Source organism: Stenotrophomonas sp. NY11291 (assembly GCF_023277365.1).
Taxonomy (GTDB): domain Bacteria; phylum Pseudomonadota; class Gammaproteobacteria; order Xanthomonadales; family Xanthomonadaceae; genus Stenotrophomonas; species Stenotrophomonas geniculata.
The window spans coordinates 746,632-771,980 of record NZ_CP096975.1 but is presented as its reverse complement, the minus strand read 5'-3'; the positions used below and the strand labels follow the sequence as shown (position 1 = coordinate 771,980).

Annotated in this window: 23 protein-coding genes; 9 read left to right on the top strand and 14 right to left on the bottom strand. The window is 67.8% G+C overall.

The features are described 5' to 3' along the window. Window positions 1–154: 154 nt before the first annotated feature. Together M1L61_RS03420 and M1L61_RS03415 are read right to left on the bottom strand one after the other, a co-directional pair. Window positions 155–904: a TerC family protein gene (locus tag M1L61_RS03420; protein WP_248854327.1), complete on the bottom strand. Its 750-nt coding sequence runs from the start codon at window positions 902–904 to the stop codon at window positions 155–157. Between the two features lie 30 nt (window positions 905–934). Then, window positions 935–1,330 (bottom strand): diacylglycerol kinase, encoded by a 396-nt coding sequence (locus M1L61_RS03415; protein ID WP_010481854.1) that lies wholly within the window; start codon window positions 1,328–1,330, stop codon window positions 935–937. A gap of 213 nt (window positions 1,331–1,543) precedes the next feature. Here M1L61_RS03415 and M1L61_RS03410 point away from each other — a divergent pair, with 213 nt between their 5' ends. Further along, the gene (locus tag M1L61_RS03410; RefSeq protein WP_010481855.1) at window positions 1,544–2,245 is read left to right on the top strand and encodes an SGNH/GDSL hydrolase family protein; all 702 of its coding nucleotides are present in this window, start codon (window positions 1,544–1,546) and stop codon (window positions 2,243–2,245) included. Between the two features lie 89 nt (window positions 2,246–2,334). On the opposite strand, the gene M1L61_RS03405 is transcribed toward M1L61_RS03410, so the two are convergent. From M1L61_RS03405 to M1L61_RS03395, 3 genes are all read right to left on the bottom strand, one after another. Further along, on the bottom strand, window positions 2,335–3,606 hold the full coding sequence (locus M1L61_RS03405; protein ID WP_248854326.1) for a HAMP domain-containing sensor histidine kinase: 1,272 nt from the start codon (window positions 3,604–3,606) through the stop codon (window positions 2,335–2,337). A 155-nt stretch (window positions 3,607–3,761) separates the two neighbouring features. After that, the gene (locus M1L61_RS03400; protein WP_002811889.1) at window positions 3,762–4,475 is read right to left on the bottom strand and encodes a response regulator transcription factor; all 714 of its coding nucleotides are present in this window, start codon (window positions 4,473–4,475) and stop codon (window positions 3,762–3,764) included. Between the two features lie 87 nt (window positions 4,476–4,562). Then, window positions 4,563–5,207 (bottom strand): arylesterase, encoded by a 645-nt coding sequence (locus M1L61_RS03395; protein ID WP_043398033.1) that lies wholly within the window; start codon window positions 5,205–5,207, stop codon window positions 4,563–4,565. A 75-nt stretch (window positions 5,208–5,282) separates the two neighbouring features. Between M1L61_RS03395 and M1L61_RS03390 the strand changes: the two genes are divergently transcribed. Both M1L61_RS03390 and M1L61_RS03385 read left to right on the top strand, forming a co-directional pair. Further along, window positions 5,283–5,930, top strand: a complete 648-nt coding sequence (locus tag M1L61_RS03390) for an ATP-binding cassette domain-containing protein (RefSeq protein WP_010481858.1) — start codon at window positions 5,283–5,285, stop codon at window positions 5,928–5,930. Beyond that, a complete protein-coding gene (locus M1L61_RS03385) occupies window positions 5,927–8,443 on the top strand; it encodes an FtsX-like permease family protein (protein ID WP_248854325.1) in 2,517 nt (838 codons plus the stop codon). The genes M1L61_RS03390 and M1L61_RS03385 overlap by 4 nt, the downstream gene beginning before the upstream one ends. A 107-nt stretch (window positions 8,444–8,550) precedes the next feature. Here M1L61_RS03385 and M1L61_RS03380 read toward each other — a convergent pair whose 3' ends face one another. From M1L61_RS03380 to M1L61_RS03360, 5 genes are all read right to left on the bottom strand, one after another. After that, complete coding sequence (locus M1L61_RS03380; protein WP_248854324.1) at window positions 8,551–9,477, bottom strand: DUF6607 family protein; 927 nt, start codon at window positions 9,475–9,477, stop codon at window positions 8,551–8,553. Window positions 9,478–9,550: 73 nt separating this feature from the next. Next, window positions 9,551–10,150: a Hemin transport protein gene (locus M1L61_RS03375; protein WP_109815228.1), complete on the bottom strand. Its 600-nt coding sequence runs from the start codon at window positions 10,148–10,150 to the stop codon at window positions 9,551–9,553. Between the two features lie 4 nt (window positions 10,151–10,154). Continuing rightward, window positions 10,155–12,362, bottom strand: coding sequence for a TonB-dependent hemoglobin/transferrin/lactoferrin family receptor (locus M1L61_RS03370; RefSeq protein WP_248854761.1), 2,208 nt, complete (start codon window positions 12,360–12,362; stop codon window positions 10,155–10,157). 189 nt (window positions 12,363–12,551) lie between these two features. After that, complete coding sequence (locus M1L61_RS03365; protein ID WP_005412278.1) at window positions 12,552–12,746, bottom strand: hemin uptake protein HemP; 195 nt, start codon at window positions 12,744–12,746, stop codon at window positions 12,552–12,554. A 292-nt stretch (window positions 12,747–13,038) separates the two neighbouring features. Further along, window positions 13,039–14,010: an aldo/keto reductase gene (locus tag M1L61_RS03360; RefSeq protein ID WP_010481868.1), complete on the bottom strand. Its 972-nt coding sequence runs from the start codon at window positions 14,008–14,010 to the stop codon at window positions 13,039–13,041. Window positions 14,011–14,204: 194 nt separating this feature from the next. Between M1L61_RS03360 and M1L61_RS03355 the strand changes: the two genes are divergently transcribed. Both M1L61_RS03355 and M1L61_RS03350 read left to right on the top strand, forming a co-directional pair. Next, the gene (locus M1L61_RS03355) at window positions 14,205–15,503 is read left to right on the top strand and encodes a nucleoside transporter C-terminal domain-containing protein (protein ID WP_049453452.1); all 1,299 of its coding nucleotides are present in this window, start codon (window positions 14,205–14,207) and stop codon (window positions 15,501–15,503) included. 25 nt (window positions 15,504–15,528) lie between these two features. Continuing rightward, window positions 15,529–16,494: a ribokinase gene (locus M1L61_RS03350; RefSeq protein ID WP_010481872.1), complete on the top strand. Its 966-nt coding sequence runs from the start codon at window positions 15,529–15,531 to the stop codon at window positions 16,492–16,494. A gap of 64 nt (window positions 16,495–16,558) precedes the next feature. Here the strand turns inward: M1L61_RS03350 and M1L61_RS03345 are convergent, their stop codons facing one another. After that, window positions 16,559–17,779, bottom strand: a complete 1,221-nt coding sequence (locus tag M1L61_RS03345) for an MFS transporter (protein WP_248854323.1) — start codon at window positions 17,777–17,779, stop codon at window positions 16,559–16,561. A 94-nt stretch (window positions 17,780–17,873) separates the two neighbouring features. On the opposite strand from M1L61_RS03345, the gene M1L61_RS03340 reads away from it, so the two are divergent. The 4 genes from M1L61_RS03340 (at window position 17,874) to M1L61_RS03325 (ending at window position 21,362) form a co-directional block, all read left to right on the top strand. Continuing rightward, complete coding sequence (locus M1L61_RS03340; protein WP_010481875.1) at window positions 17,874–18,791, top strand: LysR family transcriptional regulator; 918 nt, start codon at window positions 17,874–17,876, stop codon at window positions 18,789–18,791. Window positions 18,792–18,900: 109 nt separating this feature from the next. Further along, window positions 18,901–19,332 carry a hypothetical protein gene (locus M1L61_RS03335; protein ID WP_248854322.1) on the top strand — a complete coding sequence of 144 codons (432 nt, stop codon included), beginning with the start codon at window positions 18,901–18,903 and terminating at the stop codon, window positions 19,330–19,332. Window positions 19,333–19,479: 147 nt separating this feature from the next. Further along, complete coding sequence (gene dusB, locus M1L61_RS03330; protein ID WP_043398049.1) at window positions 19,480–20,475, top strand: tRNA dihydrouridine synthase DusB; 996 nt, start codon at window positions 19,480–19,482, stop codon at window positions 20,473–20,475. A gap of 59 nt (window positions 20,476–20,534) precedes the next feature. Further along, window positions 20,535–21,362 carry a class I SAM-dependent methyltransferase gene (locus M1L61_RS03325; RefSeq protein WP_019661094.1) on the top strand — a complete coding sequence of 276 codons (828 nt, stop codon included), beginning with the start codon at window positions 20,535–20,537 and terminating at the stop codon, window positions 21,360–21,362. 44 nt (window positions 21,363–21,406) lie between these two features. On the opposite strand, the gene M1L61_RS03320 is transcribed toward M1L61_RS03325, so the two are convergent. The 3 genes from M1L61_RS03320 to M1L61_RS03310 all read right to left on the bottom strand — a co-directional run bounded on the left by M1L61_RS03320 (window position 21,407) and on the right by M1L61_RS03310 (window position 25,085). Continuing rightward, window positions 21,407–22,453 carry a metal-dependent hydrolase gene (locus tag M1L61_RS03320; protein ID WP_010481878.1) on the bottom strand — a complete coding sequence of 349 codons (1,047 nt, stop codon included), beginning with the start codon at window positions 22,451–22,453 and terminating at the stop codon, window positions 21,407–21,409. Window positions 22,454–22,572: 119 nt separating this feature from the next. After that, the gene (locus M1L61_RS03315) at window positions 22,573–23,373 is read right to left on the bottom strand and encodes a UDP-2,3-diacylglucosamine diphosphatase (protein WP_019338088.1); all 801 of its coding nucleotides are present in this window, start codon (window positions 23,371–23,373) and stop codon (window positions 22,573–22,575) included. Then, a complete protein-coding gene (locus M1L61_RS03310; protein ID WP_043398002.1) occupies window positions 23,370–25,085 on the bottom strand; it encodes a lysophospholipid acyltransferase family protein in 1,716 nt (571 codons plus the stop codon). The genes M1L61_RS03315 and M1L61_RS03310 overlap by 4 nt, the downstream gene beginning before the upstream one ends. Window positions 25,086–25,349 lie beyond the last annotated feature (264 nt).

The window sequence follows — 25,349 nt, the reverse complement described above, 5'->3', positions numbered from 1 at the left end:
TGCCGGAATTCCGCTGCGAGTGCCAAAACCGCGGTTCCGGTGTAGAGCCGAGCCCATGCTCGGCTGCTTCCTGCCGGTCAGCCGAGCATGGGCTCGGCTCTACAAGGCAGAACGAAGAACCCCCGGCGTTGGCCGGGGGTTCGGGGTCATGCGCTTACCAGTCGCCGGCACCCGGCACGTGGTGTTCGCGGGCGCGGCGGCGCATCAGCAGGTTCAGCCACTCCACCAGCACCGAGAAGCCCATCGCGGCGTAGATGTAGGGCTTGGGCACGTGCACGTCCAGGCCGTCCAGGATCAGCACCGCACCGATCATCAGGATGAAGGCCAGGGCCAGCATCTTCACGGTCGGGTTGGCGTCGATGAAGCGGCCCAGCGGGTTGGCGGCCAGCAGCATCACCAGCACCGACAGCAGGATGGCGGCCACCATCACCGGGATGTGGTCGGCGATGCCGACGGCGGTGATCACCGAGTCCAGCGAGAACACGATGTCGATCACCGCGATCTGGGCGATGACGTAGCCGAACACGGCCGACGCCTTGGTGGTGCTGGGGTCTTCGTCCTCGCCACCGCTGATCAGTTCCTTGATCTCCATGCAGCCCTTGATGATCAGGAACAGGCCACCGACGATCAGCACCAGGTCGCGGATGGAGATGCCCATGCCGGCCACGGTGAACAGGTTGGCCGCCATGTGCGCCAGGTAGGCCAGCGACACCAGCAGGCCGATGCGGGTGATGCAGGCCACCGCGATGCCGAGCTTGCGTGCGAACGGACGCCGCTCTTCCGGCAGCTTGCTGACCGCGATGGAAATGAACACCAGGTTGTCGATGCCGAGCACGATTTCCAGCGCGCTCAACGTGAACAGGGTCAACCAGACATTCGGATCGGCAAGAAACTCAAGGGACATGGGAAGTCTTCAACAAGGGGGAATGAGGGATCAGCCGTAATTGCCGGCCATTGCATGCGGGACCACGACCAGCGCCCAGCACAGAAGCACGTTCATCATCAGCACGAAGACCGCCGCCGAGCCCATGTCCTTGGCGCGGCCGGCCAGCTCATGGATCTCGCTGCCGTAACGTTCGATCACCGCTTCGATGGCCGAGTTGGCCAGTTCCATCGCCAGCACCAGCAGCATCGAGCCGATCAGCAGCGCGCGCTCGACCGGGGTCTGGCCCAGCCAGATCGCGACCGGGGTCAGCAGAATCAGCAGGTAGACCTCCAGCCGGAACGAGGACTCGTGCAGCCAGGCGGCGCGCAGGCCCTGCCAGGACCAGCGGGCGGCCTGGACGATGCGGCGCGGGCCGCGGGGCAGATGGCCGAACTGATCAGCCACGGGTGGAACATCCAGCAACAGGGGCGCGGCGCAGCGACCGCTCAGACGCACGGCAGGGAATCATGGGTGCACAGGGATAGGCAGATGGCCGCCATTTTGCCACAAGGCCGCCAGCCGCATCCCGGCACCGGCCCGGTGAATGGACTGCCTAGGGCAAGCCCCGGCCCGCCCCAGCTTCTATGATGGCTTTCCCCTTCCCTGCTGGAGCGCCTGATGTCCCGTCACCGTACCCGCCTGCTGATGCTGGGCCTGCTGACCGTCGCCCCCCTGGCCCAGGCGCTGAGCCCGGCCAAGCCGCCGCGCGTGCCCGAGCAGGTCTCCAACGTGGCCTGGGCCGGCGACATGGCCCGCTTCGCCAGCGCCGACCAGGCCAACCCGCCGCCACGGGGCGGCATCGAGTTCATCGGCAGCTCCTCGATCCGCATGTGGGAAGGCCTGGCAGCCGACTTCCCCGGCCAGCCGGTGTTCAACCGCGGCTTCGGCGGTTCGGAAGTGCGCGACAGCACCTGGTATGCCGACCGCATCGTGGTGCCGTATGCGCCGTGCAAGGTGTTCTTCTACGCCGGTGACAACGACCTCAACAGCGGCCGCAGCGCCGTGCAGGTGCGCGACGATGTGGTTGCCTTCGTGCAGCGCGTGCATCGCGACCTGCCGAAGACCAGGGTCGAGTACCTGTCGATCAAGCCGAGCCCGTCGCGTGCGCATCTGCTGCCGGCGATCAACGAAGCCAACGCGCTGATCAAGGCCGCCCTGGCCAAGCTGCCCAATACCGGTTTCACCGACGTCTACACACCCATGCTCGGCACCGATGGCCAGCCGGATGCGTCGCTGTTCCGCGAGGACATGCTGCACATGACCCCGGCCGGCTATGCGATCTGGACCAGGGCGCTGGCGCCGAAGGTCAACTGCAACTGAGGGACTGCGGACGCCGCAGAGGCGCCACGCGCACGCCTTCCGGTAGATGCCAACCTTGGTTGGCATCTACCGAGGCAGCAGGTGCCGCCTCAGCGGAAGATCACCGTGGCCTGGGTGCCCTGGCCTGGCTCGCTGGCCAGGCTGACCTTCCAGCCGAAGCGGTCGCACAGCCGGCGCACGATCGACAGGCCCAGGCCGGTGCCCTGCGGACGGCTCGGCTCGGCACGGTAGAACGGCTCGAAGGCCCGCGACAGCGCGTCGGCCGACATGCCGATACCGGTATCGCGCACCACCACCCGGTCGTTGTGCACATGCACGTCGATGCGCCCTTCGTCGGTGTAGCTGCAGGCGTTGCGCACCAGGTTGCTGACCACCACCTGCAGCACCCGCGGCGGCGCATGCAGCTGCACCGGGCCATCGCTGTGCAGGTGCACCGACACCGGGCGCATACCCAGCAGTTCGTTGGCGTTGTCCACTTCATAGCGGACGATGTCGTTGACGTCGAACAGCTCGACCTGGGGCTCGACGTCGGCCTCGCGTGCCAGGATCAGGAAGGCATCGATCACCGCCTCCATGTCACGGCCGGCACGCTGGATGCGCTGCAGGCTGCGGCGCAGGCGCGGCTCCAGGCTGTCATCGCCCAGTGCCATGTCGCTGGCGACGCGGATGACGGTCAACGGTGTGCGCAGTTCATGGCTGGCGTCGCGGGTGAAATTGCGCTCGCGCGCCACATGCGCGCTGACCCGGTTGGCCAGCGAATGCAGTGCGGCCGCCAGCTGCCGGGTCTCGCCCTGCATGTCCGCCGGCAGCTTGTTCGGTTCCAGGTCGGCTGCCTCCGGGTGGCCCGGATCCCAGCGTGAGACGCGCCGCGCCAGCCAGTTCACCGGCGACACCAGGCGCTTGGAGGCCCGATAGGTCACCCAGCTGGCGCCATACACCGCCAGCAGGGTCAGCAGCACCGGCACGATGCCGAACCAGAACGCCAGCATCTCCGCGCGCGAACGCAGGAACACCAGGTACAGGCGGCCGGCCGGGCGCACATCGACCAGCACCAGCTGGTCGTCCTTGGGCAGTTCGTGGAAGCCGGGTTCCAGACTGCGCAGGTTGGCCGGCAGCGACAGGGCCGACTGCCCGCTTTCCAGCAGGTAGCCACGGATGTTCTGGGTGTTGGGTGGAGGCTGTACCGGCGAGGCCTCGTGCAGCGTCCAGAAGTACGCCGCCTCCTCGCGCAGGGCGGCGCCGACCAGGCTGTGCTTGATCACCAGCGAAACCAGCCACGCACCGAGCAGGATGCCCAGGCTGGCCAGCACTGCCTGCAGGATGAAAGCGATACGGATCTTGCGCGGCAGGCCGTGCGGCATTGCGGAGTCCCGGTCAGAGCGCTGCGATTATAGGCAGCGCACCGCGCCGTTGGGATGCACGGGCGATGACCGGCGGCACTGCCGGACGATCATCCCCTGCCCTTGTGCCGGGCCGCAGCCCGGCCCGGCCTGAGGCTGCACCGGCGCGGACCTGTTCAGGCCATCGGCTGGGCGATGTCGGCAATGCGGTAGCCGGCACTCTGCACGGTATGCAGCAGCGGACGGTCGAACGGCTTGTCGATGATCTTGCGCAGGTTGTACAGATGGCTGCGCAGGGTGTCCGAATCCGGCAGGCCGTTGCCCCAGATCTCGCGTTCGATCTCCTGGCGGGTGACCACGCGCGGCGATTCGCGCATCAGGATGGTCAGCAGGCGCAGGCCGATCGGCGACAGCTGCAGCTCGGTACCGGCACGGGTGGCACGCATGCTGACCGGATCGAGCACCAGGTCGGCGACCTTGAGCACTTCCGACCCCACCTGGCGACGTTCGCGGCGGATCAGCGCGCGCAGGCGGGCTTCCAGCTCCTGGATCGCGAACGGCTTGGTCAGGTAGTCATCGGCGCCGAAACCGAGGCCGGTGAGCTTGTCGTCCAGCGTGTCGCGTGCCGTGAGCATCAGCACCGGGGTGGACTTGCGCGCATCGTTGCGCAGGCGACGGCACACTTCGATGCCATCCAGGCGCGGCAACATCAAGTCGAGCACCACGACGTCATAGCTGTTTTCCGCCGCAAGGCGGTAGCCATCCAGGCCGTCCTGTGCATAGTCGACTTCAAAGCCGCGACCTTCCAGGTATTCCCCGATCATCTCGGAGATGTTGCGGTTGTCTTCGACCACCAGCACCAAGCCGGAGGTCTCCTTCGTCTGACGCATGTGATTCCCTCTAACTTCAGCTTTGTGAAACATGCCGGATCGACGGTGGACGCGATGTGAAGTTCCGTCAAGAGGGAAGTAAATCGTTCAGAGCAGAGGGCGCAGCAGCGGCCAGACGTTGTCCAGCACCTTCGGCTGCGCCTGTGCGGTCGGGTGCAGGCCATCGGCCTGCATCATGCCCGGCTGCAGGGCCACGCCCTCCAGCAGGAACGGCAGCAGCGGCACCTTGTACTGCGTGGCCAGCGCCTTGTAGGCGGCCGCCAGGCGCTGGCGGTAGGCCGGGCCGTAGTTGGGCGGCACGTCGATGCCCAGCAGCAGCACCTTGGCACCGGCCTTCTGGCTGGCCTGCACCATCTTTTCCAGGTTGCCCTGCACCTGCGCCGGGGTCAGTCCGCGCAGCGCGTCATTGCCGCCGAGGGCAATCACTACCACGGTCGGTTTTTCCTTCGCCAGCAGGCCCGGCAGGCGGGTCAGCGCGCCGGCGGTGGTTTCCCCGCTCATGCTGGCGTTGACGATGCGTGCCGGGGTTTTCGACTGCTGCCTGACCCGCTGCTGCAGCAGGCTGACCCAGCCGGCGTCGACGGGGATATTGTGGGCTGCACTGAGGCTGTCGCCCAGGACCAGCACGGTGCCGGCCGGACCTTTGGCACAGGCCAGCCCGGGCAGCAGCAGGAACCCTAGCAGCAGCACCATCATCACGCCGGCTCGCCGGCTCCATCCCGTCTTGCGCATTGGAGTCTCCTCATCGACAGCCTGTCCCCCCGCAGCGCGTCCGTTGCCATCGCCGTCGACCAGGTCGGCAAATCCGTGCAGGGCCCGGAGGGTGAAGTCCACATACTGGACAACATCACCCTGACCGTCCATGAAGGCACCAGCGCGGCCATCGTCGGCGCCTCCGGTTCCGGCAAGACCACCCTGCTCGGCCTGCTGGCCGGGCTGGACCTGCCCAGCCGCGGCCGCATAGGCCTGGCCGGGCAGGATCTGGCGGCACTGGATGAGGAAGCACGTGCCCAGCTGCGCGCACGTGAGGTCGGTTTCGTGTTCCAGAGCTTCCACCTGCTGCCGGCGCTGACCGCCGCCGAGAACGTGGCGCTGCCACTGGAGCTGGCCGGGCGCGAGGACCGCGTACGGGTCGATGAAGTGCTGGCCCAGGTCGGCCTGGCCCATCGCGCCCGCCACTACCCGCGCCAGCTGTCCGGCGGCGAGCAGCAGCGCGTGGCACTGGCGCGCGCCTTCGTCACCCGCCCACGCATCCTGTTCGCCGACGAACCGACCGGCTCGCTGGACCACGCCACCGGCCAGCACATCAGCGACCTGCTGTTCGAACTCAACGCGAGCAGCGGCACCACGCTGGTGCTGGTCACCCACGACCTGCGCCTGGCCCAGCGTTGCCAGTACATCCACCGCATCGACAATGGCCGCCTGCTGCCGGTCGAGCGTGGGGCGCAGGCATGAACCCGCTGCGGCACGCGTGGCGCGCGCTGCGCCGCGAGGCGCTGGCCGGCGACCTGCTGACCGTGTTCGCCGCACTGGTGCTGGGCGTGGCAGTGATGACCGCGGTCGGCACGCTGGTGAACCGGGTCAATCTGGCACTGACCGGCAGCGCAGCGGAAATGCTCGGCGGTGACCTCGGCATTGCCGGGCGCGATGACCCGCCGCAGGCGTTCGCCGACGAGGCGCAGCGGCGTGGACTGGCCTTCACCCGTATCGCCAGCTTCGGCAGCGTGCTGTTCAACGGTGATGCCAGCCAGATGGCCAGCATCAAAGCGGTGCAGGCGGGCTATCCACTGCGCGGCACGCTGCGGGTGCGCAGCACGCCCGGTGGCGCGCTGATCGCCGAGGCCGGCATGCCCCCCAAGGGCCAGGCCTATGCCGACCCGCGCCTGCTGCAGGGGCTGGGGCTGAAGGCCGGCGATGACCTCGAATTCGGCGCCGGCACGCTGCGTATCGCCGGCATCATCGAGGCCGAGCCGGATGCCGGTGGCGACCTGTTGACCCTATCCCCCACCCTGCTGGTCAACCGTGCTGACGTGGAGGGCACCGGCCTGCTCGGCCCCGGCAGCCGCATCAACTACCGGCTGATGTTTGCGGGACCGGCGGGGCAGATCGCGTCCCTGCGCGAGTGGCTGCTGCCACAGGTGAAGGGCCTGCGCCTGCTGAGCGTGGATGACACCCAGCGCGGCGTGCGCCAGGCCTTCGACCTGGCCGGCCGCTTCCTCGGCCTGAGCGCGCTGCTGGCGGTGCTGCTGGCGGGCGTGGCCACCGCATTGGCGGCCAACCGCTTCGCCCTGCGCCGCATCGACCAGGTGGCGATCCTGCGCTGCCTCGGTGCGCGCCAGCGCGACATCCTGCTCGGCCTGGCACTGCAGCTGCTGATGCTGGCAGTACCGGCCTGTGCGCTTGGCATCGGCCTGGGCATGGCCGCCCAGGAAGGGCTGGTACAGGTGCTGGGCAGCCTGGTGCCGCAGCGCCTGCCACTGCCGGAGGCAATGCCGGCGCTGACCGGTGCCGGCATCGGCCTGTTGCTGCTGTTCGGCTTCGGCCTGCCACCGCTGCTGCGCCTGCGCGGGGTGCCGCCAATGCGCGTACTCAACCGTTCCTTCGCCACGCTGCCACCGACCTCGCTGCTGGCCTATGTGGCCGCGCTTGGGGCCAGCCTGGTGCTGGCGGTGCAGGTCACCGGCGACCTCAAGCTGGCCTTGTGGGTGCTGGGGGGCCTGGGCGGGCTGGCGGTGGCGGCCGGCGTGGTCGGTTTCGTGCTGCTGCAGTTGATGCGCGGCCTGCAGCATCGCCTGCACGGCCACTGGCGGTTGGGCCTGGCGGCGCTGACCCGGCGCCGGATGCTGGCGGTGATGCAGCTGGTGGGCTTGTCACTGTCGCTGTGTGCGCTGCTGTTGCTGGCAGTGACCGGTCCCGGCCTGCTGCAGCAGTGGCGCGAGCGGTTGCCTGCGGATACACCGAACTACTTCCTGATCAACATCCAGCCCGAGCAACGCGACAGCGTGCTGGCAGCGCTGCGCGGGCTGGGCGCCAACGACGCCAGCATCGAACCAATGGCCACCGGCCGCCTGATCGCGATCAACGGCAAGCCGCCGCTGCGCGTGGACCGCTCGCCGGAACAGAGCGGGCAGCCAGCGTCAGGCGAAGCACAGCGGGACGACGATGATGAAAACCGGCCGTTGAACTTCAGCTGGCGCAGCAGCTTCCCGCCGGCCAACACGCTGCTGAACGGCACGTTCTGGAAGGCCGACAGCACCGCGCCGGAAGCCTCGGTGGAGATCGGCTGGGCCAAACGCTACGGCGTGCATCCGGGCGACCGCATCACCATTGCAGTGGGCGAGCAGGAACGCGAATTCACCGTCACCAGCGTGCGCAAGGCGGACTGGAACACCTTCCGGCCCAACTTCTTCGTGCTGTTGAACCCCAACGCCGTGGGTGACACCCCGCACAACCTGCTGTCGGCATTCCACCTGCCGGCCGGCAAAGCGGCCGGGCTGGGCGAGCTGGTACGCGCGCAGCCCAACCTGTCGCTGCTGGACGTGGATGCGGTGATCTCGCAGGTGCGCGATGTGATGGAACGGGTGGCACAGGCGGTGCAGCTGGTGATGGTGTTCAGCCTGCTGGCCGGCGTACTGGTGCTGCTGGCCGCGCTGCAGGCCACGGCGGGCGAGCGTCGCTACGACAGCGCGGTGCTGCGCACGCTGGGCGCGACCCGGCGGCAGCTGCGCGGCGCGGTGCTGGTGGAATTCGGCGCGCTGGGCACCCTGGCCGCGTTGCTGGCAGTGGGGGCGGCGGCCGCCATCGGTGTGGCGGTCTCGCAGAAGGTGTTCGAGCTGCCGTTGCTGCCGCCGTGGCCGGGCCTGCTGATCGGCGGCGTGGCCGGTATCGGGTTGAGCCTGCTGGCCGGCTGGTGGGGTACGCGGGCGATCCTGCATACGCCACCGGCACTGGCCCTGCGCGAGGCCTGAGGCGGCGCCGGACCGGGGCGCGTGCCGAGCAAGCTCGGCACTTACCAAGAACACATGACGGCGTTGCCAATGTTCAAGGAACAAGCACATCCACGCATGGCGTGGATCTACTGGGCTTTTTCCACGTACTTGGCGAACACGTCGTCGATCTGCGTGTCCTTCACCTTCTTGCCGGACTGGATTTCTTCGGCCTGGGTGAACAGCGGAATGATCATCGCCATGCCGTCGATCCTGGTCTTCAGGTGCACGCCCGGGGCCTGGGCCAGGAAACCGTCCCAGCGCTGGCGCACCTTGGCCCAGTAACCGGCAGTAGCCTTCCAGTAGTCGCGCGCCGGGGTGAAGTCGATCTCGGTGGTCTTCACGTAGTCGTTGAAGCCGAACTCGCGTGCGATCTCCACCTGGCTGCCGTCGGCGTTGCGCTGCACCTTGGTGTTGAACTGTTCGTGGGTCCAGCCGTTCGGGGTCAGCGTATGGCGGTTGATCACGGCCAGCGCGTTGTAGTCGCTGCGCTTGGTGTACTCACGACGCGGCAGCGGACGCCAGCTCAGGTCGCTGGTCCAGCTCGGCACGTTGTTGGTGTAGGTCCATTTGCCGGTGCCGCAGTAGCGCGGTGCATCGCTCACTTCATACACGCACTGGGTCCAGGCACCCTGGTTTACCGACGCCGGAATGCTGCGCACCTGCCAGGTCTGGTCTGCACTGAACTCGAAACGGTTGGGTGCTTCGTACACCCAGTCCTGGCGCCAATGCTTGGTGATGTGGCCGCTCTTCTCGTCCAGCAGCAGGTGTTGCAGCACGATGCGCTTCGGGGTGTCCTCGACCACGATGACCACTTCGTTGCCACCGCTGCGCATCGCCGGCGCACGCTCATAGCCCGGCTTCAGCAGCACGGTTTCGTCGAAGGCGAAATCCACGGTGTACTCACCCTGCATGGCCAGGATGCTGTCGTGGTCGCGGGCGATGTCGGAGGGCTGCGCGCTGGCCACGCCGCTGACGGCGAGCAGCAGCATGGCGCTGGCTGTCTGGAGCTTCATCGGGGTCTTCCTTCGGGGGTGCAGATTCATTGAGGGGCCATCCGTGGCCAACGGGCGTTCCATCAGGAGAGGGTCACAGGCGGATCAGCGGCAGGTCGCCGGGAATCCGTGGCGCCGGGCGCCGGGCGGCGTCGGCACAACAACAGTCGTCGATCACCAGTTCGCCTTCAGCACCTTCCAGGCGTGCGATGCGGCGGGCGGTGGCCGCGCCCAGCGAGGACAGGGTCGACAGGCTGGCCGCCAGGGTGCGCCCGTCGTCGGCGGCGTGCAGGCGCAGCGCGCACAGGCGCCAGCGCTGGCCGCCGAGATGGCCGGCCAGGCGCCGCCACAGTCGTTCGCCGACGCTGCCATCGCTGTCGTGTTCCGGCCCCGGCGGCAACGCGGCCACCAGCCGGTCCCAGGCCAGGAAATCGCTGTCCGGTAGCAGGTACAGGCGCCATACGCAGCGGCCGCGGCCATCGAGGAAGCACAGGCTTTCGCGCAGGCCCTCGCTGTCCACGCCCTGGCAGGCGTGCACGCGTACGGCCTGGCGCCAGCCACCCAGCTCGTTGCCGTCAGCGTGGTACAGGCACAACACGGTGCCGAGCGTGGCCAGCTGTGCCGGGGTCGGCCAGGCCCCGCTGTGCGGCGCGGCGATGGAGTCATTCCTGCGTGCGGACAGTGCTCGGCTCATGAGGTCACCAGGAAACGGCAAGGCTGGCGGAGAAGGTGCGGCCCGGGCTGCTGAAACGATCGCTCAGTGCGCGATTGGTGATCAGGCTCGGGGTGATCGACGACCATTCGATGTAGCGCTTGTCGGCCAGGTTGAACACGCCGACATTGAAGGTGGCACCCGGTGCGAAGTTCCAGTGCGCCATCAGGTCGAGCACGCCGTAGCCGGCCGGCTGGTAGACGAAGGGTGCCGGTGCGTTCGGATTGGTCTGCGCAGCAGGCGGCGGCAGGCGCTTCTTGCGCTGTACGAAGGTGCCGGCCAGTTCGACGCCCCAGGTATCGGTGTCGTACATCAGGCCCAGCGTGCCGCGAAGCGGATCGACCGAGGCCAGCGGCTCGTCATCGGTCCGGTTGTCACCACGCGACCATGCCAACGCACTGCGCAGCGCCCAGCCCTTCAGCGCCGGGCTGAGCTCGCCGAACTCGATGCCGGCCTTCATTTCCGCGCCATAGATGCGTGCTTCGGCGATGTTCTGCGACTGGAACACGGTCAAACCCTGTGCGTTGCGGCCGGTATCGACGTTGGACTGGATGAAATCCTTGTAGTCGTTGTAGTAGCCGCTGACGCTGACGTACGCCGCCGGCGCGATGAAGCGCAGGCCCAGTTCGTAGCCGTCGCTGGTTTCGGGCTTCAGGTCCGGATTGGCGATGGCGGTATAGCGGAAGGCGACATTGGTCAGGCCGATGTTGACGTCGTTGTACGGTGGCGATCGGAAGCCACGCGCATAACCGGCGAACAACGACCACTGGTCGGTGAAGCGCCAGACCATGCCCAGCTTCGGCGACACGCTGGTCTTCTTCAGCTGCGCCACGGCCGTGGTCGGGTTGTCTTCGGCGAAGATGCTGTCCACTTCCGGCTTCAGCTCGTAGCGGTCCACGCGCACGCCCGGCACCAGCGACAGCCTGCCATCGGCAAAGCGCATCTCATCCTGTGCATACAGGCCCAGCTCGGTGGTCTTGCTGATCGGGAAGTCACGCACCGGGAAGGTGTCCGGCAACACCGTGTTGCTGACCACGCCCGCCTTGCTGACCTGGTAGCCGTCGCGCTTCTGGCGGATCTCGGTACGGGTGCCTTCGAAACCGTAGGTCACTGCGTGCTCGACGCTGCCGGTGGTGAACGCCTTGTTGAACTGCGCTTGCAGGCCATAGGCATGCTGGTCGAAGGAGAACACGCGGTGGCGGCGGGTGCCGTCGGTGCGCGTTTCGTCGGTCTGCTGCCGGGTTTCGCTGTTCTGCGCGTACACCTGCCAGTGCAGGCTGTCGGCGAATGGTTGGTCCAGCGCATCCATTTCGTGGGCGAAGGACACGCGGTTGCGCTTCTGGGTGTCGTGGGACTTCATGCCAGTTGCGGCAGCCATCGCGCCGGGACGCGGCGCAACACTGGCAATCGCCGACAGCACATTGGTATCGGTGGTGTCTTCGTTGCCTTCCACGGTCAGGCGGAAGCGCTGGTCCTCGCTCGGTGCATAGACCAGCTTGCTGAGCAGGCTGCGGCCGTCGCGATCCCGCGGATTGGACGCCGTGCGGGTGTCGTTGTCGCTGCGCACCGTGCCCTTGCTGTCGGTTTCCTGACCCTGGTGGTGGTTGACGTTGACCAGGCCGCTCCAATGGTCACCACCAAAGGCCGCCGTGGCACCGCCAAGCAGGCCCTTCCACTCACCGTCGTAGCCGAACTTCAGGCCGAAGTAGCTGTTCTTGCCGTCCTTGAGGTAGTCGGCCGGGTCCTTGGTCACGAACGCGACCACGCCGCCGAGTGCATCGGAGCCGTACAGCGAGCTGGCCGGGCCACGTACGATCTCGACGCGCTTGAGCGTATCGAGGTCGGTGAAGTTGCGGTTGGAACTGGCGAACGAACCGATGTCGAACCGGGTCGGCATGACGATGCCGTCGGTCTGGATGCGCACGCGGTTGCCGTCCAGGCCACGGATGCGGAAACCATCCAGGCCGAAGCGGGTCGCGCTGCGGGTGACCGACAGGCCCGGTTCGTAGCGCACCAGATCCTTGATGTCCTGCACCAGATGCCGGTCCATCTGCTCACGGTCGATGACGTCCACGGTGGCCGCCACGTCGCTCACGGCCCGCTCGGTGCGGGTGGCGGTGACCTGCACCCGATCGAATTCGCGCGCATCGGGTGCGGCAGTGGCAGCAGCGTGGGCGGACAGCGGCAGCGCCATCCAGACAGCAAGGCAAAGGGCGGTATGGCGGGTCATCGGGTTCGGTCGGTCAGGCAGGGGAACCCCCGGTTACCGGCACACCCGGAAGGTGCACGCGGTAGACCGAGGGGGAGAGAGCAGGAGCGGACGGGTCGCCCACCCTGTCGGCGCTGCCGGCAGGAGGGAGGGAGGCGGGCGACCAGGCCGCGATTACTTGGTCAGGATCAGCTTGTCGTTGCTGGTGTGCCGCAGGCGATAGAAGCGGTCGCCGTGCTGGATCAGGATTTCACGACGGCCCTTGAGCAGGGCTTCGCTGTCGATGACCTCTTCCGGCGGAACGACGCGGACCGGTCGATCGCGGAGCGTCAGCGTTTCGGGGCGCAGCAGTACAGGTTGAGCATTCATGAGCATCTGGACTCGTGCGAGGGACGAGTTAAATGATAATGATTCTCAGTTGACAATCAACAACCATTCTCAATTTCATTGATGAGATTAATGATCGAATTCGGAAATTCGATAGCTTTTGTCAATCAAATAGCGGCGTAGATTTGTAGAGTCGACTGTTAGTCGACTGCTGTTGCTCGAAGCAGTCGTTTATTCGAAGCAGTCGACTAACAGTCGACTCTACCGATCCCGTTCCCGATCCCTCGGCCGAGCCGACCTGGCCGAGGCCCCAGGCCCGGTCGGCCCCCGGGGTTCAGGCGAAGACGGCTTCGACCTGGGCCCAGCCGGCGGCGTCGACCTGCTCCAGCACGTCCAGTGCCTGCAGGTTCTGCAGCAGCTGGCTGACCCGGCTGGCGCCGAGGATCACGCTGGAGACATTCGGGTTGCGCAGGCACCAGGCAATCGCCAGCGTGGCCGGGGCCTGGCCCAGCGCGCGCGCGACTTCGCTGAAACGGCGCACCTGACCCAGGCGGGCCCCGGCGTCGGCCCCCAGCACCAGGTCCTGCAACCACTCCATGCCTTCGCGCCCCAGCCGTGCATCGGCCGGGATGCCCTGGTCGTACTTGCCGGTGAGCAGGCCCGAGGCCAGCGGCGAGAAGATGGTGGTGCCCAGGCCGGCACCGGCATACAGCGGCGCGTACTCGACCTCGACCCGCTCGCGGTGCAGCAGGTTGTACTGCGGCTGCTCCATCGACGGGCCCTGCAGGTTGCGCGCCTCGGCGATGTCCAGCGCCTGCTGGATCTGCGCCGCCGACCACTCCGAGGTGCCCCAGTAAAGGATCTTGCCCTGCCGTACCAGAGTATCCATGGCGTGCACGGTCTCGGCGATCGGCGCGTCCGGATCCGGGCGGTGGCAGTAATAAAGGTCCAGGTAGTCCACCCGCAGGCGCTTGAGTGCAGCGTGGCAGGCGTCGGTCACGTGCTTGCGCGACAGTCCGCGCTGGGTCGGTCGCGGGTCCTTGGCGCTGCCGAAGAACACCTTGCTGGACACGCAGAAGCCGTCGCGCGGCAGGCGCAGGTCGGTGATCACGTCCCCCATGACCTGTTCGGCACGGCCGTTGGCATAGCCCTCGGCGTTGTCGAAGAAATTGACGCCATGATCCCAGGCGGCGGCCACCAGGTTGCGGGCCTCATCGCGCGGAACCTGATCGCCGAAGGTCACCCAGGCGCCGAAGGACAAGGCGGAAATCGGCAGGCCGGTGGAGCCCAGGCGACGGTATTGCATGCGAATCTCCTGCTGCGGGCCCGCATCCGGGCCGGGATCAAACCCCATTCTACCTGCCGCCGCCAGCCGCAAAGCCCTTGCCGTTGCTGGCCTGATCGGCACCGATGGCCGCGCACACGCTGCTTTTTCTTGCCCCGGCCCCTGCCCTGCACTAGGCTTCCCGTTTTTCGCGACGCCCCAGGGGAGTCACTCACATGGTCGAAGGTTTGGGCAGGATCGGCTTCGGCCTGTTCGGGTTGGCGGTGCTGATCGGCATCACCTGGTTGTTTTCCAATAACAAGCGCGCGGTTGACTGGAAGCTGGTTGCCACCGGTATCACCCTGCAGATCGCCTTTGCGGCGCTGGTGATCCTGGTGCCGGGCGGGCGCGACGTGTTCGACGCGCTGGGCAAGGGCTTCGTCAAGATCCTCAGCTACGTCAACGAGGGCTCGGGCTTCATCTTCGGCTCGTTGATGGACACCAAGAATTACGGCTTCATCTTTGCCTTCCAGGTGTTGCCGACCATCATCTTCTTCTCTGCACTGATGGGGGTGATGTACCACCTCAACGTCATGCAGGCGATTGTGCGCGTGATGGCGTGGTCGATCACCAAGGTGATGCGCGTGTCCGGCGCGGAAACCACCAGCGTCTGCGCCAGCGTCTTCATCGGCCAGACCGAGGCGCCGCTGACCGTGCGCCCGTACATCGCCAGGATGACCCAGTCCGAGCTGCTGACCATGATGATCGGCGGCATGGCACACATCGCCGGTGGCGTGCTGGCGGCCTACGTGGGCATGCTCGGCGGCGGTGATCCGGCGCAGCAGGCCTTCTATGCCAAGCACCTGCTGGCGGCCAGCATCATGGCGGCCCCGGCCACCCTGGTCGTGGCCAAGCTGCTGATCCCGGAAACCGGCACCCCGCTGACCCGCGGCACGGTGAAGATGGAAGTCGAAAAGACCTCCAGCAACATCATCGACGCGGCCGCTGCCGGCGCCGGTGACGGCCTGAAGCTGGCGCTGAACATCGGTGCGATGCTGCTGGCCTTCATCGCTCTGATCGCGCTGTTGAACGCACCGCTTACCTGGATTGGCGATGTGACCGGCCTGGCCGCTGCCATCGGCAAGCCGACCAACCTGTCGACCATCTTCGGTTACGTACTGGCCCCGATCGCCTGGGTGATCGGCACCCCGTGGGCCGATGCCACCACCGTCGGTTCGCTGATCGGCCAGAAGGTCGTGATCAACGAGTTCGTGGCCTACACCGAGCTGTCGCAGATCGTGAACGGCCAGATCGCCGGCGTGAGCCTGTCCGAGGAAGGTCGCCTGATCGCTACCTACGCGCTGTGCGGCTTCGCCAACTTCAGCTCGATCGCGATCCAGATCGGCGGCATCGGCGGGCTGGCCCCGGAACGTCGCCACGACCTGGCCAAGTTCGGCCTGCGCGCCGTGCTGGGCGGTACCATTGCCACCTTCATGACGGCGACCATCGCCGGCGTGCTGACGCACTTCAGTTGAACCCTTGGTTGAGAAAAGATTCCCTATGAGCAGCAGTGTCGTTGTCGTCGGTTCCTTCAATGTCGATCACGTGTGGCGGTGCGAGTCGCTGCCGGCACCGGGTGCGACCATTGCCGGCCGTTACAGCACCGGCCCCGGTGGCAAGGGCTTCAACCAGGCCGTGGCGGCCTGCCGCGCCGGTGCCGACACCCACTTCGTGTGCGCGCTGGGCGACGACGCCGGTGGCGCCACCGCCCGTGAGCTGGCCGCGCAGGACGGCTTCGGTCTGATCGCCGAAGCCAGCAGCGAACCGACCGGCACCGCCGGCATCTATGTGGACGCGCGCGGCCGCAACACCATCGTGATCGGCCCGGGTGCCAACGCCGCGCTCAGCACCGACTTCCTGCAACAGCAGCAGGCGCTGCTGACCGGCGCCAAGGTGGTGCTGGTGCAGCTGGAATCGCCGGTGCAGACCATCGAAGCGGCACTGGCCACGGCCCGCGAGGCCGGCGTCACCACCGTGCTCAACACCGCACCGGCCGATGCCCCCTCCACCATCGGCCTGCTCAAGCTGGCCGATGTGATCACCCCGAACGAGACCGAGTTCGCCGCCCTGCTCGGCCGTCATGTCGGTGAGCGCGTGGATGCCAACGACGTCGCCGCGCTGGATGGCGCCAGCCTGCACGCGCTGTGCCGCAAGCTGGTCGGCAACGGCACCGTGGTGGTCACCCTGGGTTCGGTGGGCGTGTTCGTGTCGCATGCCGACGAGAACCTGCGCGGCGATACCCAGCCGTACTACCGCGTGGGTGCCGAACAGGTGCAGGCGATCGACACCACCGGCGCCGGCGACGCCTTCAACGGTGCGCTGGCCGCATCGCTGGCACAGGTGGCCGACGCCCCGTTCGCCCGTCACGTGCGCTTCGCCAACCAGTTCGCCGGTCGTTCGACCGAGAAGGAAGGTGCCGCTGCGGCAATGCCGCGTTTCACCCCGGCCGACGCCGAAGCAAAGTAATTCCACGCCATGCGTGGATGAAGAAGCCCGGGTGTGCAGACACCCGGGCTTTTCTGTTTGCTTTTCAATGAGGCAGATCCACACCATGCGTGGATGAACGAGACCGCGCAAGCCATCCCAGCAACAGGCCAGCGGCAATCGCCAGCAACGCGACGGCCGCGCCCACCGCGCCCAGCGATGCCAGGCCGAAGCGTTCGATGGCCCCACCTCCCAGCAGCGCACCCAGGCCGATGCCGGCGTTGGCCGCAGACACATTCAAGGTTCCGGCCAGCGCCTGTGCCTGGGGCGCTGCACGCATCACCCGCACCTGGCACAGCGGGAACAATGCGGTATGCGCCACACCCCACAGGACCAATGCGATGAGCACGAATGCGCCGTGGCCGGCCAGCCCGACACTGGCCAGCATGCCCAGCGCCAGCACCGCGCAGAACACCAGGGTCGCGCCCAGGGGCGCACGATCGACCCAGCGCCCACCCAGTGCATTGCCGAGCAGTCCCACGGCGCCGAAGCCCATCAACCACCAGCCCACCTGTGCCGCCGGTACCCGTATCAGCCGCTCCAGTACATCGGCCAGGTAGGTGTAGGCAGCAAACATCGCGGTGAACACCAGCACCGACAGCAGCACATGGCCCAGCAACTGCGGCTGGCGCAGCACACGTGCCTGCTCGCCCAGCGCGCGCCGCGGCCCGACCACGGTGTCCGGCATCCACAACGCCAGCGCGCCCGCCATCAACAGCGACAGGGCCGCCAACAGCCAGAAGCTGCCGCGCCAACCGAGGGCGTCGGCGGCCAACGTCCCCAGTGGGATACCGAACAGCATTGCGGCGGTGATACCCAAGTAGACCCGCGCGACAGCACGGCCTCCCTGCCCTGCAGGAGCCAGCTGCACAGCAGTCTCGCTGGCGGTGCCCCAGAACACCGGCAGGGCCAGTGCCGGCAGCACCCGCGCCAGCGCCAGCAGCCACGGCTGCGTGGCCATCGCGGCCAGCGCGTTGGAAGCCGCGAACAGCAGCAGGATGACCACGAACAGGCGGCGCCGGCCGACGTGTGACAGCAGCGCGGTCAAGGGTGGCCCGGCCAGCATCACGGTGAACGCGAACAAGGTGACCAGCTGCCCCGCTCGGGCGATGCCCAGGCCAAGGTCGCGCGCCAGCGCGGGCAACAGGCCGACGATCAGGAACTCGGTGGTGACGATGACGAAGGCGGACACCGCCAGCAGGACGACTGAAAGACGTGCGCGAGCGTTTGCGTGGACAGCGGTCACGGCGGAATCAAGGGAGGACATGGGCGGGCATCAGAACAGGGGTCGCCAGCCTATTTCCTCCGTGAGTTCCGATTGCTGCTATGTTTTCCATCGATTCCGGACAGAATTTCTCCCCATGCTTCCCACCGAGCGCCTGCGCGGCATAGAGGCCTTCGTCGCCACCGCCGATGCCGGCAGTTTCACTGCCGCCGCCGAACGCCTGCACCTGACCAGTTCGGCGGTGGGCAAGACCATCGCGCGGCTGGAGGCGCGGCTGGGAGCGCGGTTGTTCGAACGCAGCACGCGCCGCCTTCGCCTGACCGAGGCCGGTGAGGGCTTCTACCGCACCTGCGTGCGGGTGCTGGGCGAACTGGCCGATGCCGAGTCAGTGCTGGTCTCGCACGCAGACGCTCCCGTGGGCCGCCTGCGGGTGGATGCGCCGGCCACCTTCGGGCGCCTCAAAGTCTGGCCGTTGCTGCTGCAGCTGGCCGCCGAGTTTCCACAGCTGCATCCGCAGGTGACCTTCAGCGACCGCTTCAGCGACCTCGCCGAGGACGGCGTCGACCTCGCCGTACGCATCGGCGGTCCCGAGCCGCTGCCCGCCACGCTGGGCAGCCGCCAGCTCGGTTACGAATGCCTGCGCTTCTGCGCCTCCCCGGCCTACCTGCTCCGGCATGGCCAGCCCCGCTCGGCCGCCGAGCTGGCCGGGCATGACGGTGTGCTGTTCGGACGCGCGGACGGCAGCATCGGGCCGTGGCAGGTGGCCGATGGCGGGCAGCGCAGTACACCGCTGCAGGCCCGCGCGCGCCTGGTGGTTGGCAGCGCCGAGGCCCAGGTGGCGGCGGTCGAGGCCGGCTTCGGCATCGCGCAGCTGGCCACCTGGCTTGTCGATGACGCGCTGGCGCGCGGCAGCCTGGTCTCGATCCTGCCGTCGCTGGACTGCCGCGGCCTGCCGCTGCGCCTGTTGTGGCCGCAAGGCCGGCAACGGCTGCCACGCGTGGACGTGGCCCTGGACCGTCTCGGCGCCGGGTTGCAGATCGATCCGCCGCGCTGAGCGCAGCGCTATCATCTGTGGTCGCATCGGACGGCTGCGACTGCCGGTCGCATTGCCCGCATCCCGCCCCTCACCCACCATCCGCGCAGCGTTTCAGCGTGGGCAGGACATGGACGGATTCCCTTGGTTGCTGGTTGCCGCCGCCGGTAGTGCCATTGCGGCCCTGCTGCATATCGGCTGTATTGCCTTCGGCGCCTCGTGGTACAGGTACTTCGGTGCTGGCCCGCGCATGGTCCGGCTGGCACAGGCCGGGCATTGGTGGCCGCCGCTGATGACCGCCGGCATTACGGCCGTGCTGGTGGCCTGGACCCTGTACGCACTCGCAGCCGCGGGCTGGCATTCGCCGCTGCCGGCCAGCCGTCTGGTCCTGTCGGGCATCGCCCTGCTGTTGCTGCTGCGCGCGGCGATGGGCTTCGGGCTGGCCCTGCTCCAGCCCGGCGACAACGGCCGGCGCTTCTGGGTGGTCAGTTCACTGGTGTGCCTCAGCCTGGGGCTGGCCTTCGCCCTGGGTACCCGCCAGGCCTGGCAGATCCTGGGGTAGCCGCCTACCATCGCCCGCCCTTGGGGGCGGCGGAAGCAACCGTCAAGCATCTGCTGATGCCGGTACGGCATGAGGTCGGTGCCGATGGGCCTGAACCGGGGCGGGGCTGACACGGCCGTACCGCCGCCCGCGCCCTACAATGGGCGCATGCAGATCGGCCCCTACACCATTGCCCCCAACGTCGTGCTGGCGCCCATGGCCGGCGTCACCGACAAGCCCTTCCGCCTGCTGTGCAAACGGCTGGGCGCGGGTCTGGCCGCCTCGGAAATGACCATCAGCGATCCGCGCTTCTGGAACACGCGCAAGTCGATCCACCGCATGGACCATGACGGCGAGCCGGCCCCGATCAGCGTGCAGATCGCCGGCACCGAGCCGCAGCAGCTGGCCGAGGCCGCACGCTACAACGTCGACCACGGCGCGCAGATCATCGACATCAACATGGGTTGCCCGGCCAAGAAGGTGTGCAACGCCTGGGCCGGTTCGGCACTGATGCGCGACGAGCAGCTGGTGGCGCGCATCCTCGAGGCCGTGGTCAACGCGGTGGACGTGCCGGTCACGCTGAAGATCCGCACCGGTTGGGACTGCGACCACCGCAACGGCCCGTTGATCGCACGCATCGCCGAGGACAGCGGCATCGCGGCACTGGCGGTGCACGGCCGTACCCGCGACCAGCATTACACCGGCCAGGCCGAGTACGCCACGATCGGCGAGATCAAGGCCGCGCTGCGCATTCCGGTGATCGCCAACGGCGATATCGATTCGCCGCAGAAGGCCGCCTGCGTCCTGAAGGAAACCGGCGTAGACGCGGTGATGATCGGCCGCTCGGCACAAGGCAGGCCGTGGATCTTCCGCGAAGTGGCGCACTATCTGGCCACCGGTGAGGAACTGCCACCGCCGTCGCTGGCGGAAGTGCGCGACATCCTGCTCGGCCACCTGCACGCACTGCATGCGTTCTATGGCGAGCCGCAGGGCGTGCGCATCGCGCGCAAGCACCTGGGCTGGTATGCCAAGGACCGGCCGGAGAATGCGGCCTTCCGCGCCGTGGTCAACCGCGCCGAAGACCCGCAGAGCCAGATCGCGCTGACCACCGAGTACTTCGACCGCCTGATCGCCGGGGAACCGGCGTTGTCTTCGGCGGCCTGAGCCGCCAATCCTGCGTTTCCGGACAGTCGAGCCTGCTCGACGCTACAAGAGCCCGCCCCATGACCCCGCCGATCTCCTCCCCGACCTACCTGCACGGGTTCTCCGGCACCGAGCAGCAGCGCCTGATGACCCAGGCGCGCCTGCTGGAATCGAGCATCTTCGGCCAGATCGACTACAGCGGCGCGCGGCGCCTGCTGGAAGTCGGTAGCGGCGTGGGTGCACAGACCGAGATCCTGCTGCGCCGCTTCCCCGAGCTGCACGTGACCGGTGTGGACCTGAGCGAGGCCCAGCTGGCCACCGCGCGCGAGAACCTGGCGCGCACGCCGTGGTGCAGCGACCGCTACACCCTGCAGCAGGCTGACGCCGGCGAGCTCCCGTTCGAGGCACGCAGCTTCGACTCGGCGTTCCTGTGCTGGGTACTGGAGCACGTGCCGTCACCGGCGCGCGTGCTGAGCGAGGTGCGCCGGGTGCTGGCACCGGGTTCGCCGGTCTACATCACCGAGGTGATGAATGCCTCGTTCCTGCTCGACCCGTATTCGCCGCACATCTGGCGTTACTGGATGGCGTTCAACGATTTCCAGTACGACCACGGGGGCGACCCGTTCGTTGGCGCCAAGCTGGGCAACCTGCTGCTGGCCGGCGGCTTCCGCGACGTGCACACCGAGATCAAGACCATCCACCTGGACAACCGCGAACCGGCGCGGCGCAAGACGATGATCGCGTTCTGGGAGCAGCTGCTGCTGTCGGCCGCCGACCAACTGCTGCAGGCCGGCTCGGTGGACGAGGAAACCGTGGAAGGCATGCGTCGCGAGTTCCGCCTGGTGCAGAACGACCCGAATGCGGTGTTCTTCTATTCGTTCGTGCAGGGCCGCGCCACGGTGTATTGAGCCGACGCGGCACCAATGCTCCCGCATCCACGCATGGCGTGGATCTACTCGACAGCGCCGACTACGGGCGCATGCCAGATCCGCTGCCACATCGCCGCCAGCCGGCGCCCGGCATCAGCGCGCGCGGCGGGACTGCTGTAATCCGCCCGCAGCTGCTCGGGCGTGATTGGCCGCCACTGCCCGTCGACCTGCTCGGCCACGGCGAAGTTGAAGGTGTAGTCCGGCTCCAGGCCCATGCGCAGGTCGCTCAGCACCAGCCGGCCGTCCATCACCTGCGCACGCATGAAGCCACGGTTGAACCAGGTCAGCTGCTGCACCGCCGGGATGCCCCCTGCTTCGCGCAATGCCTGCACGTTGGACGCGTGGCCTTCGAACTGCATCGGCCCATGGTCGGCCACCAGCGAGCGGTCGCCCACCACGTAGCCGTTCGGCGTCATCGCCACCACCCGCCACAGCAGGGTGTTGAACGGCATCGGCACCGAGAAGCGCGGGGCATCGCCCAGGCCCATCGCCGCCAGGCTCTGCTGGGCAGCACGGTCGACCTGGGCCTTGGCGATCAGGCCCCAGCCCAGATAGGCACTGCTGGCCAGCAACGCCACACCCAGCACCTTGCCAGCCCAGGGGCGGGCGCGGCCAAACCAGGCCAGCACGCAGCCCAGCAGCAGCCACACCGTGTAGCCGGGATCGATGATGAAGACGCTGGAGCCCATGGTCGGGTGTGGCCGCAACGGCCACCACAACTGGGTGCCGTAAACGGTGAATGCATCCAACAGCGGATGGGTGACCAGCGCCAGCTGAATCGCCCAGAACCAGCGCACCGGTGACTGCGCAACGCGGCCGTTGCCGAAGCGCTTGAACAGCCACCAGATCAGCGCTGCCACCCAGGGCAGCACCAGCAGCGAATGGCTGAAGCTGCGGTGCTCGATCATGTTCGCCACGGGGTCGGCGGCGGTGAAGCCAAGCCACAGGGCATCGAGGTCCGGCAAGGTGCCGAGCGCGGCACCGGCCAACAGGGCCGCGCGGCGCTGGCCGGGCGGAGCGATGGCAGCGGCGACGGCGCCGCCGAGCACGATCTGGGTCAGGGAATCCATGGACCGATGCTAGCGGCTTGCGGGCGGTGCATGTAGAGCCGAGCCCATGCTCGGCTGCCGTTACACGCAATGAAGAGCAGCCGAGCATGGGCTCGGCTCTACAAGGGGACAGACGCGGGTTACGCCGCCTGCGACAGGCGCGCGCCCGGCAGCTCCACCAGCGTCTGGCCGTTGTGGTCCAGCAGGCGCAGCGCGCCATCGTGGTCTTCGGCCAGCGCGGTCAGGCTTTCCACCCAGTCGCCGTCGTTCGCGTAGACCAGGCCATCGCGTTCAATCAACGCAGCGCGGTGGATGTGGCCACAGATGATGCCATCCAGTCCGCGACGGCGGACATCGTCCAGCCCGGCCTGCACGAAGCGTTCGATGTAGCGTTCGGCGGCGCCGCTGCGCTTCTTCAGGAATTCAGACAATGACCAGTAGCGCATCCCCAGCAGGCGCCGCACCGCGTTCAACGCCTGGTTGCCGGTCAGGATGCGGTAGTACAGCCAATCGCCGAATTTCTCCTGCAGGCCGCCGAAGTGGGTCACGCCGTCGTACTCGTCCCCATGCGCGACCAGCAGCCGGCGGCCATCGGCGGTCACGTGGATGGCGCGGCGGCGCACCTGCATCGCCGGCAGCATCAACCCGCAGACCTGGCGCAGCGAAGCATCGTGGTTGCCGGGGATGTAGACGATCTCGGTCCCGGCACGGCGCAACGCGTGCAGGGCCTGGATGACTTCGCTGTGTGACTGCCGCCAGTTGGCCCGGCGGTGCGCCATCCACCACAGGTCGATGATGTCGCCGACCAGATACAACCGTTCGCAGCGCAGCTGCGAGAGGAACCGTGCCAGCTCGGTGGCATGGCAGTGACGTGAACCCAGATGTACATCGGAGACGAACACTGCGCGCCGGTGCGGCGACAGGTTCGCCAGCGCGCTCATGCCGGCGTCCCCGCGTCGCGCAGGTAGCGTTTGCGCTTGTTCGGCCGGATCGCACACAGGTCCACTTCGATCAGGCCGTCGATCGAATCGCTGAAGTCCGGGTCCACGCCGAAGGCGAGGAAGCGCGCGCCACCGGGTTCACACAGATCGGTGTACTGGCGGTACAACGTGGGCACGCCGGTGCCGAGTGCGGCCAGGTTGGCCTTGAGCACATCGAACGCGGCGCCTGCATCCAGCTCGCCGAAACTGGGCGGCGCGGCGAAGTACTGGAACGGGCGGTTCGATTCGACCAGGCCAGCAGTACCGCTGTAATAGCGCTGGTAGTACGCCACCAGCTGCTCGCGCGCATCGCGTGGCAGCGCCGCGCTGATCGACACGGCGCCGAACAGGTAGCGGATACCCGGCCGGCACTGCAGGTAGGCGCCGATGCCCTGCCACAGGTAATCCAGGCTGCGGCTGCCCCAGTAATCGGGCACCACGAAGCTGCGGCCCAGTTCCAGGCCCTCGGCGATGTGGGTGATGGCATCGTCGGAATAGCGGAACAGCGACGCACTGTAGAGCCCGGACAGGCCGTGCCGGGCCAGCGCATGGGCGCCGCGCATGATCCGGTACGCGCCGGCGATGCGCTGCGCGGCCGCGTCCCAGATCACGATGTGCTCGTACCGCAGGTCGTAGTCGTCCAGGTCGCGGCTGCGCCCGGTACCCTCGCCCACCTGGCGGAACGTCAGTTCGCGCAGGCGGCCCAGCTCCAGCAGCAGCGGTGAATCAGCGGTACAGGTGGCCAGCAGGATCTGCTTGCCATCGGCGGTCTGGCCCAGCTGGGTCGCTGCGGCAATCCCTGCGGCGACCTGCGAGGGCGGCACCGGGGCAGCCAGCGGCTCCGGACCTGCGCAGGCAGCGGCAATACCGGCTGTGCCATTGCGGCCCAGCGCATAGAGCGCGCGGCGTACCGCCAGCAGCTGTGCGCCCGGGTCGCCGCCTTTGCCCAGCTGCATTGGCTCGCCGATGCTCAGGCGCAGCGGGCGGCCACGGCGGGTGAACATCTCGCGCGCCAGCAGCGCCGTGCCAGCCGGCTTGAACAGGGTCGAGGCGCCGTAGAACAGTGCCGAATTGCGTGCTTCCACGCGCACCGGCAGCACCGGCGCACCGGCGGCACGGGCAAAGCGGACGAACCCGCGCTGCCAGCGGCCATCGCGGATGCCGCGCAGCGACAGGCGCGAGACCTCACCTGCCGGGAACACGATCACGCACTGCTCGGCGGCCAGCGCCTCCTCCACCGCGTGCAGACTGCCGCGCTGGGCCTTGCCGCCAAGGATGCGCACCGGCAACAGCAGGTCCTGCAGTGGCGCGATGGCCCCCAACAGATCGTTGGCCACGATCCGCACGTCACGACGGATGCGGCCGACCGCGTCCAGCAGTGCGAGGGCGTCCAGCGCCCCCGAGGGGTGGTTGGCGACGATCAGCAGGCGGCCGGTGGCGGGAATCTTCGCCAGCGCGGCCGGATCCACCTGGTACTGGCCATCGATGAACTCCAGGGCGGCGGCGACGAAGCCGAATCCGCGCAATCCTGCACTGCGCTGCAGGAACGCTTCGATCTGGTCCAGGCGCGACCAGCGGCCGACACTGCGCAGCAACGGCCGTGCCAGTTGGCCCCGGCGGCCGTGGAACCAATCGGGGAAGCGTTGCTGGAGACGCTGTTCGAGTTCCTGCATGGCGGATCCACTCATGCCCGGCGGCCGGATTGGCCGACAGCCTGCGCCCGGCAGGCGGCAGCCAGATGGCGGTTTCGGGGCAGAACGATGACGGCCGGCCTGGCAGGGTCGCGGCCTGCGCGGTCCGGGGTTGGACAGCCCCGTCCGTCGTCACGCTGGTGGAACACTGGGCCTCGAGGCCGGGCCCAATCCCGTCACGACGGCCCTTGCCAGGCCTACGCGGGCTTAACCACCGGCAACCGGTACCGGTTCACAATGCACAGG

Bases quoted from the DNA above. Each gene is read 5' to 3' on its own strand.
- M1L61_RS03400 (WP_002811889.1), bottom strand. From the start codon at position 4,475: ATGCGTCAGACGAAGGAGACCTCCGGCTTGGTGCTGGTGGTCGAAGAC.
- M1L61_RS03420 (WP_248854327.1), bottom strand. From the start codon at position 904: ATGTCCCTTGAGTTTCTTGCCGATCCGAATGTCTGGTTGACCCTGTTC.
- M1L61_RS03380 (WP_248854324.1), bottom strand. From the start codon at position 9,477: ATGAAGCTCCAGACAGCCAGCGCCATGCTGCTGCTCGCCGTCAGCGGC.
- M1L61_RS03365 (WP_005412278.1), bottom strand. From the start codon at position 12,746: ATGAATGCTCAACCTGTACTGCTGCGCCCCGAAACGCTGACGCTCCGC.
- M1L61_RS03410 (WP_010481855.1), top strand. From the start codon at position 1,544: ATGTCCCGTCACCGTACCCGCCTGCTGATGCTGGGCCTGCTGACCGTC.
- M1L61_RS03355 (WP_049453452.1), top strand. From the start codon at position 14,205: ATGGTCGAAGGTTTGGGCAGGATCGGCTTCGGCCTGTTCGGGTTGGCG.
- M1L61_RS03385 (WP_248854325.1), top strand. From the start codon at position 5,927: ATGAACCCGCTGCGGCACGCGTGGCGCGCGCTGCGCCGCGAGGCGCTG.
- M1L61_RS03370 (WP_248854761.1), bottom strand. From the start codon at position 12,362: ATGGCGCTGCCGCTGTCCGCCCACGCTGCTGCCACTGCCGCACCCGAT.
- M1L61_RS03360 (WP_010481868.1), bottom strand. From the start codon at position 14,010: ATGCAATACCGTCGCCTGGGCTCCACCGGCCTGCCGATTTCCGCCTTG.
- M1L61_RS03405 (WP_248854326.1), bottom strand. From the start codon at position 3,606: ATGCCGCACGGCCTGCCGCGCAAGATCCGTATCGCTTTCATCCTGCAG.
- M1L61_RS03345 (WP_248854323.1), bottom strand. From the start codon at position 17,779: ATGTCCTCCCTTGATTCCGCCGTGACCGCTGTCCACGCAAACGCTCGC.
- M1L61_RS03375 (WP_109815228.1), bottom strand. From the start codon at position 10,150: ATGAGCCGAGCACTGTCCGCACGCAGGAATGACTCCATCGCCGCGCCG.
- M1L61_RS03320 (WP_010481878.1), bottom strand. From the start codon at position 22,453: ATGGATTCCCTGACCCAGATCGTGCTCGGCGGCGCCGTCGCCGCTGCC.
- dusB (WP_043398049.1), top strand. From the start codon at position 19,480: ATGCAGATCGGCCCCTACACCATTGCCCCCAACGTCGTGCTGGCGCCC.
- M1L61_RS03315 (WP_019338088.1), bottom strand. From the start codon at position 23,373: ATGAGCGCGCTGGCGAACCTGTCGCCGCACCGGCGCGCAGTGTTCGTC.
- M1L61_RS03325 (WP_019661094.1), top strand. From the start codon at position 20,535: ATGACCCCGCCGATCTCCTCCCCGACCTACCTGCACGGGTTCTCCGGC.
- M1L61_RS03340 (WP_010481875.1), top strand. From the start codon at position 17,874: ATGCTTCCCACCGAGCGCCTGCGCGGCATAGAGGCCTTCGTCGCCACC.
- M1L61_RS03395 (WP_043398033.1), bottom strand. From the start codon at position 5,207: ATGCGCAAGACGGGATGGAGCCGGCGAGCCGGCGTGATGATGGTGCTG.
- M1L61_RS03335 (WP_248854322.1), top strand. From the start codon at position 18,901: ATGGACGGATTCCCTTGGTTGCTGGTTGCCGCCGCCGGTAGTGCCATT.
- M1L61_RS03350 (WP_010481872.1), top strand. From the start codon at position 15,529: ATGAGCAGCAGTGTCGTTGTCGTCGGTTCCTTCAATGTCGATCACGTG.
- M1L61_RS03310 (WP_043398002.1), bottom strand. From the start codon at position 25,085: ATGCAGGAACTCGAACAGCGTCTCCAGCAACGCTTCCCCGATTGGTTC.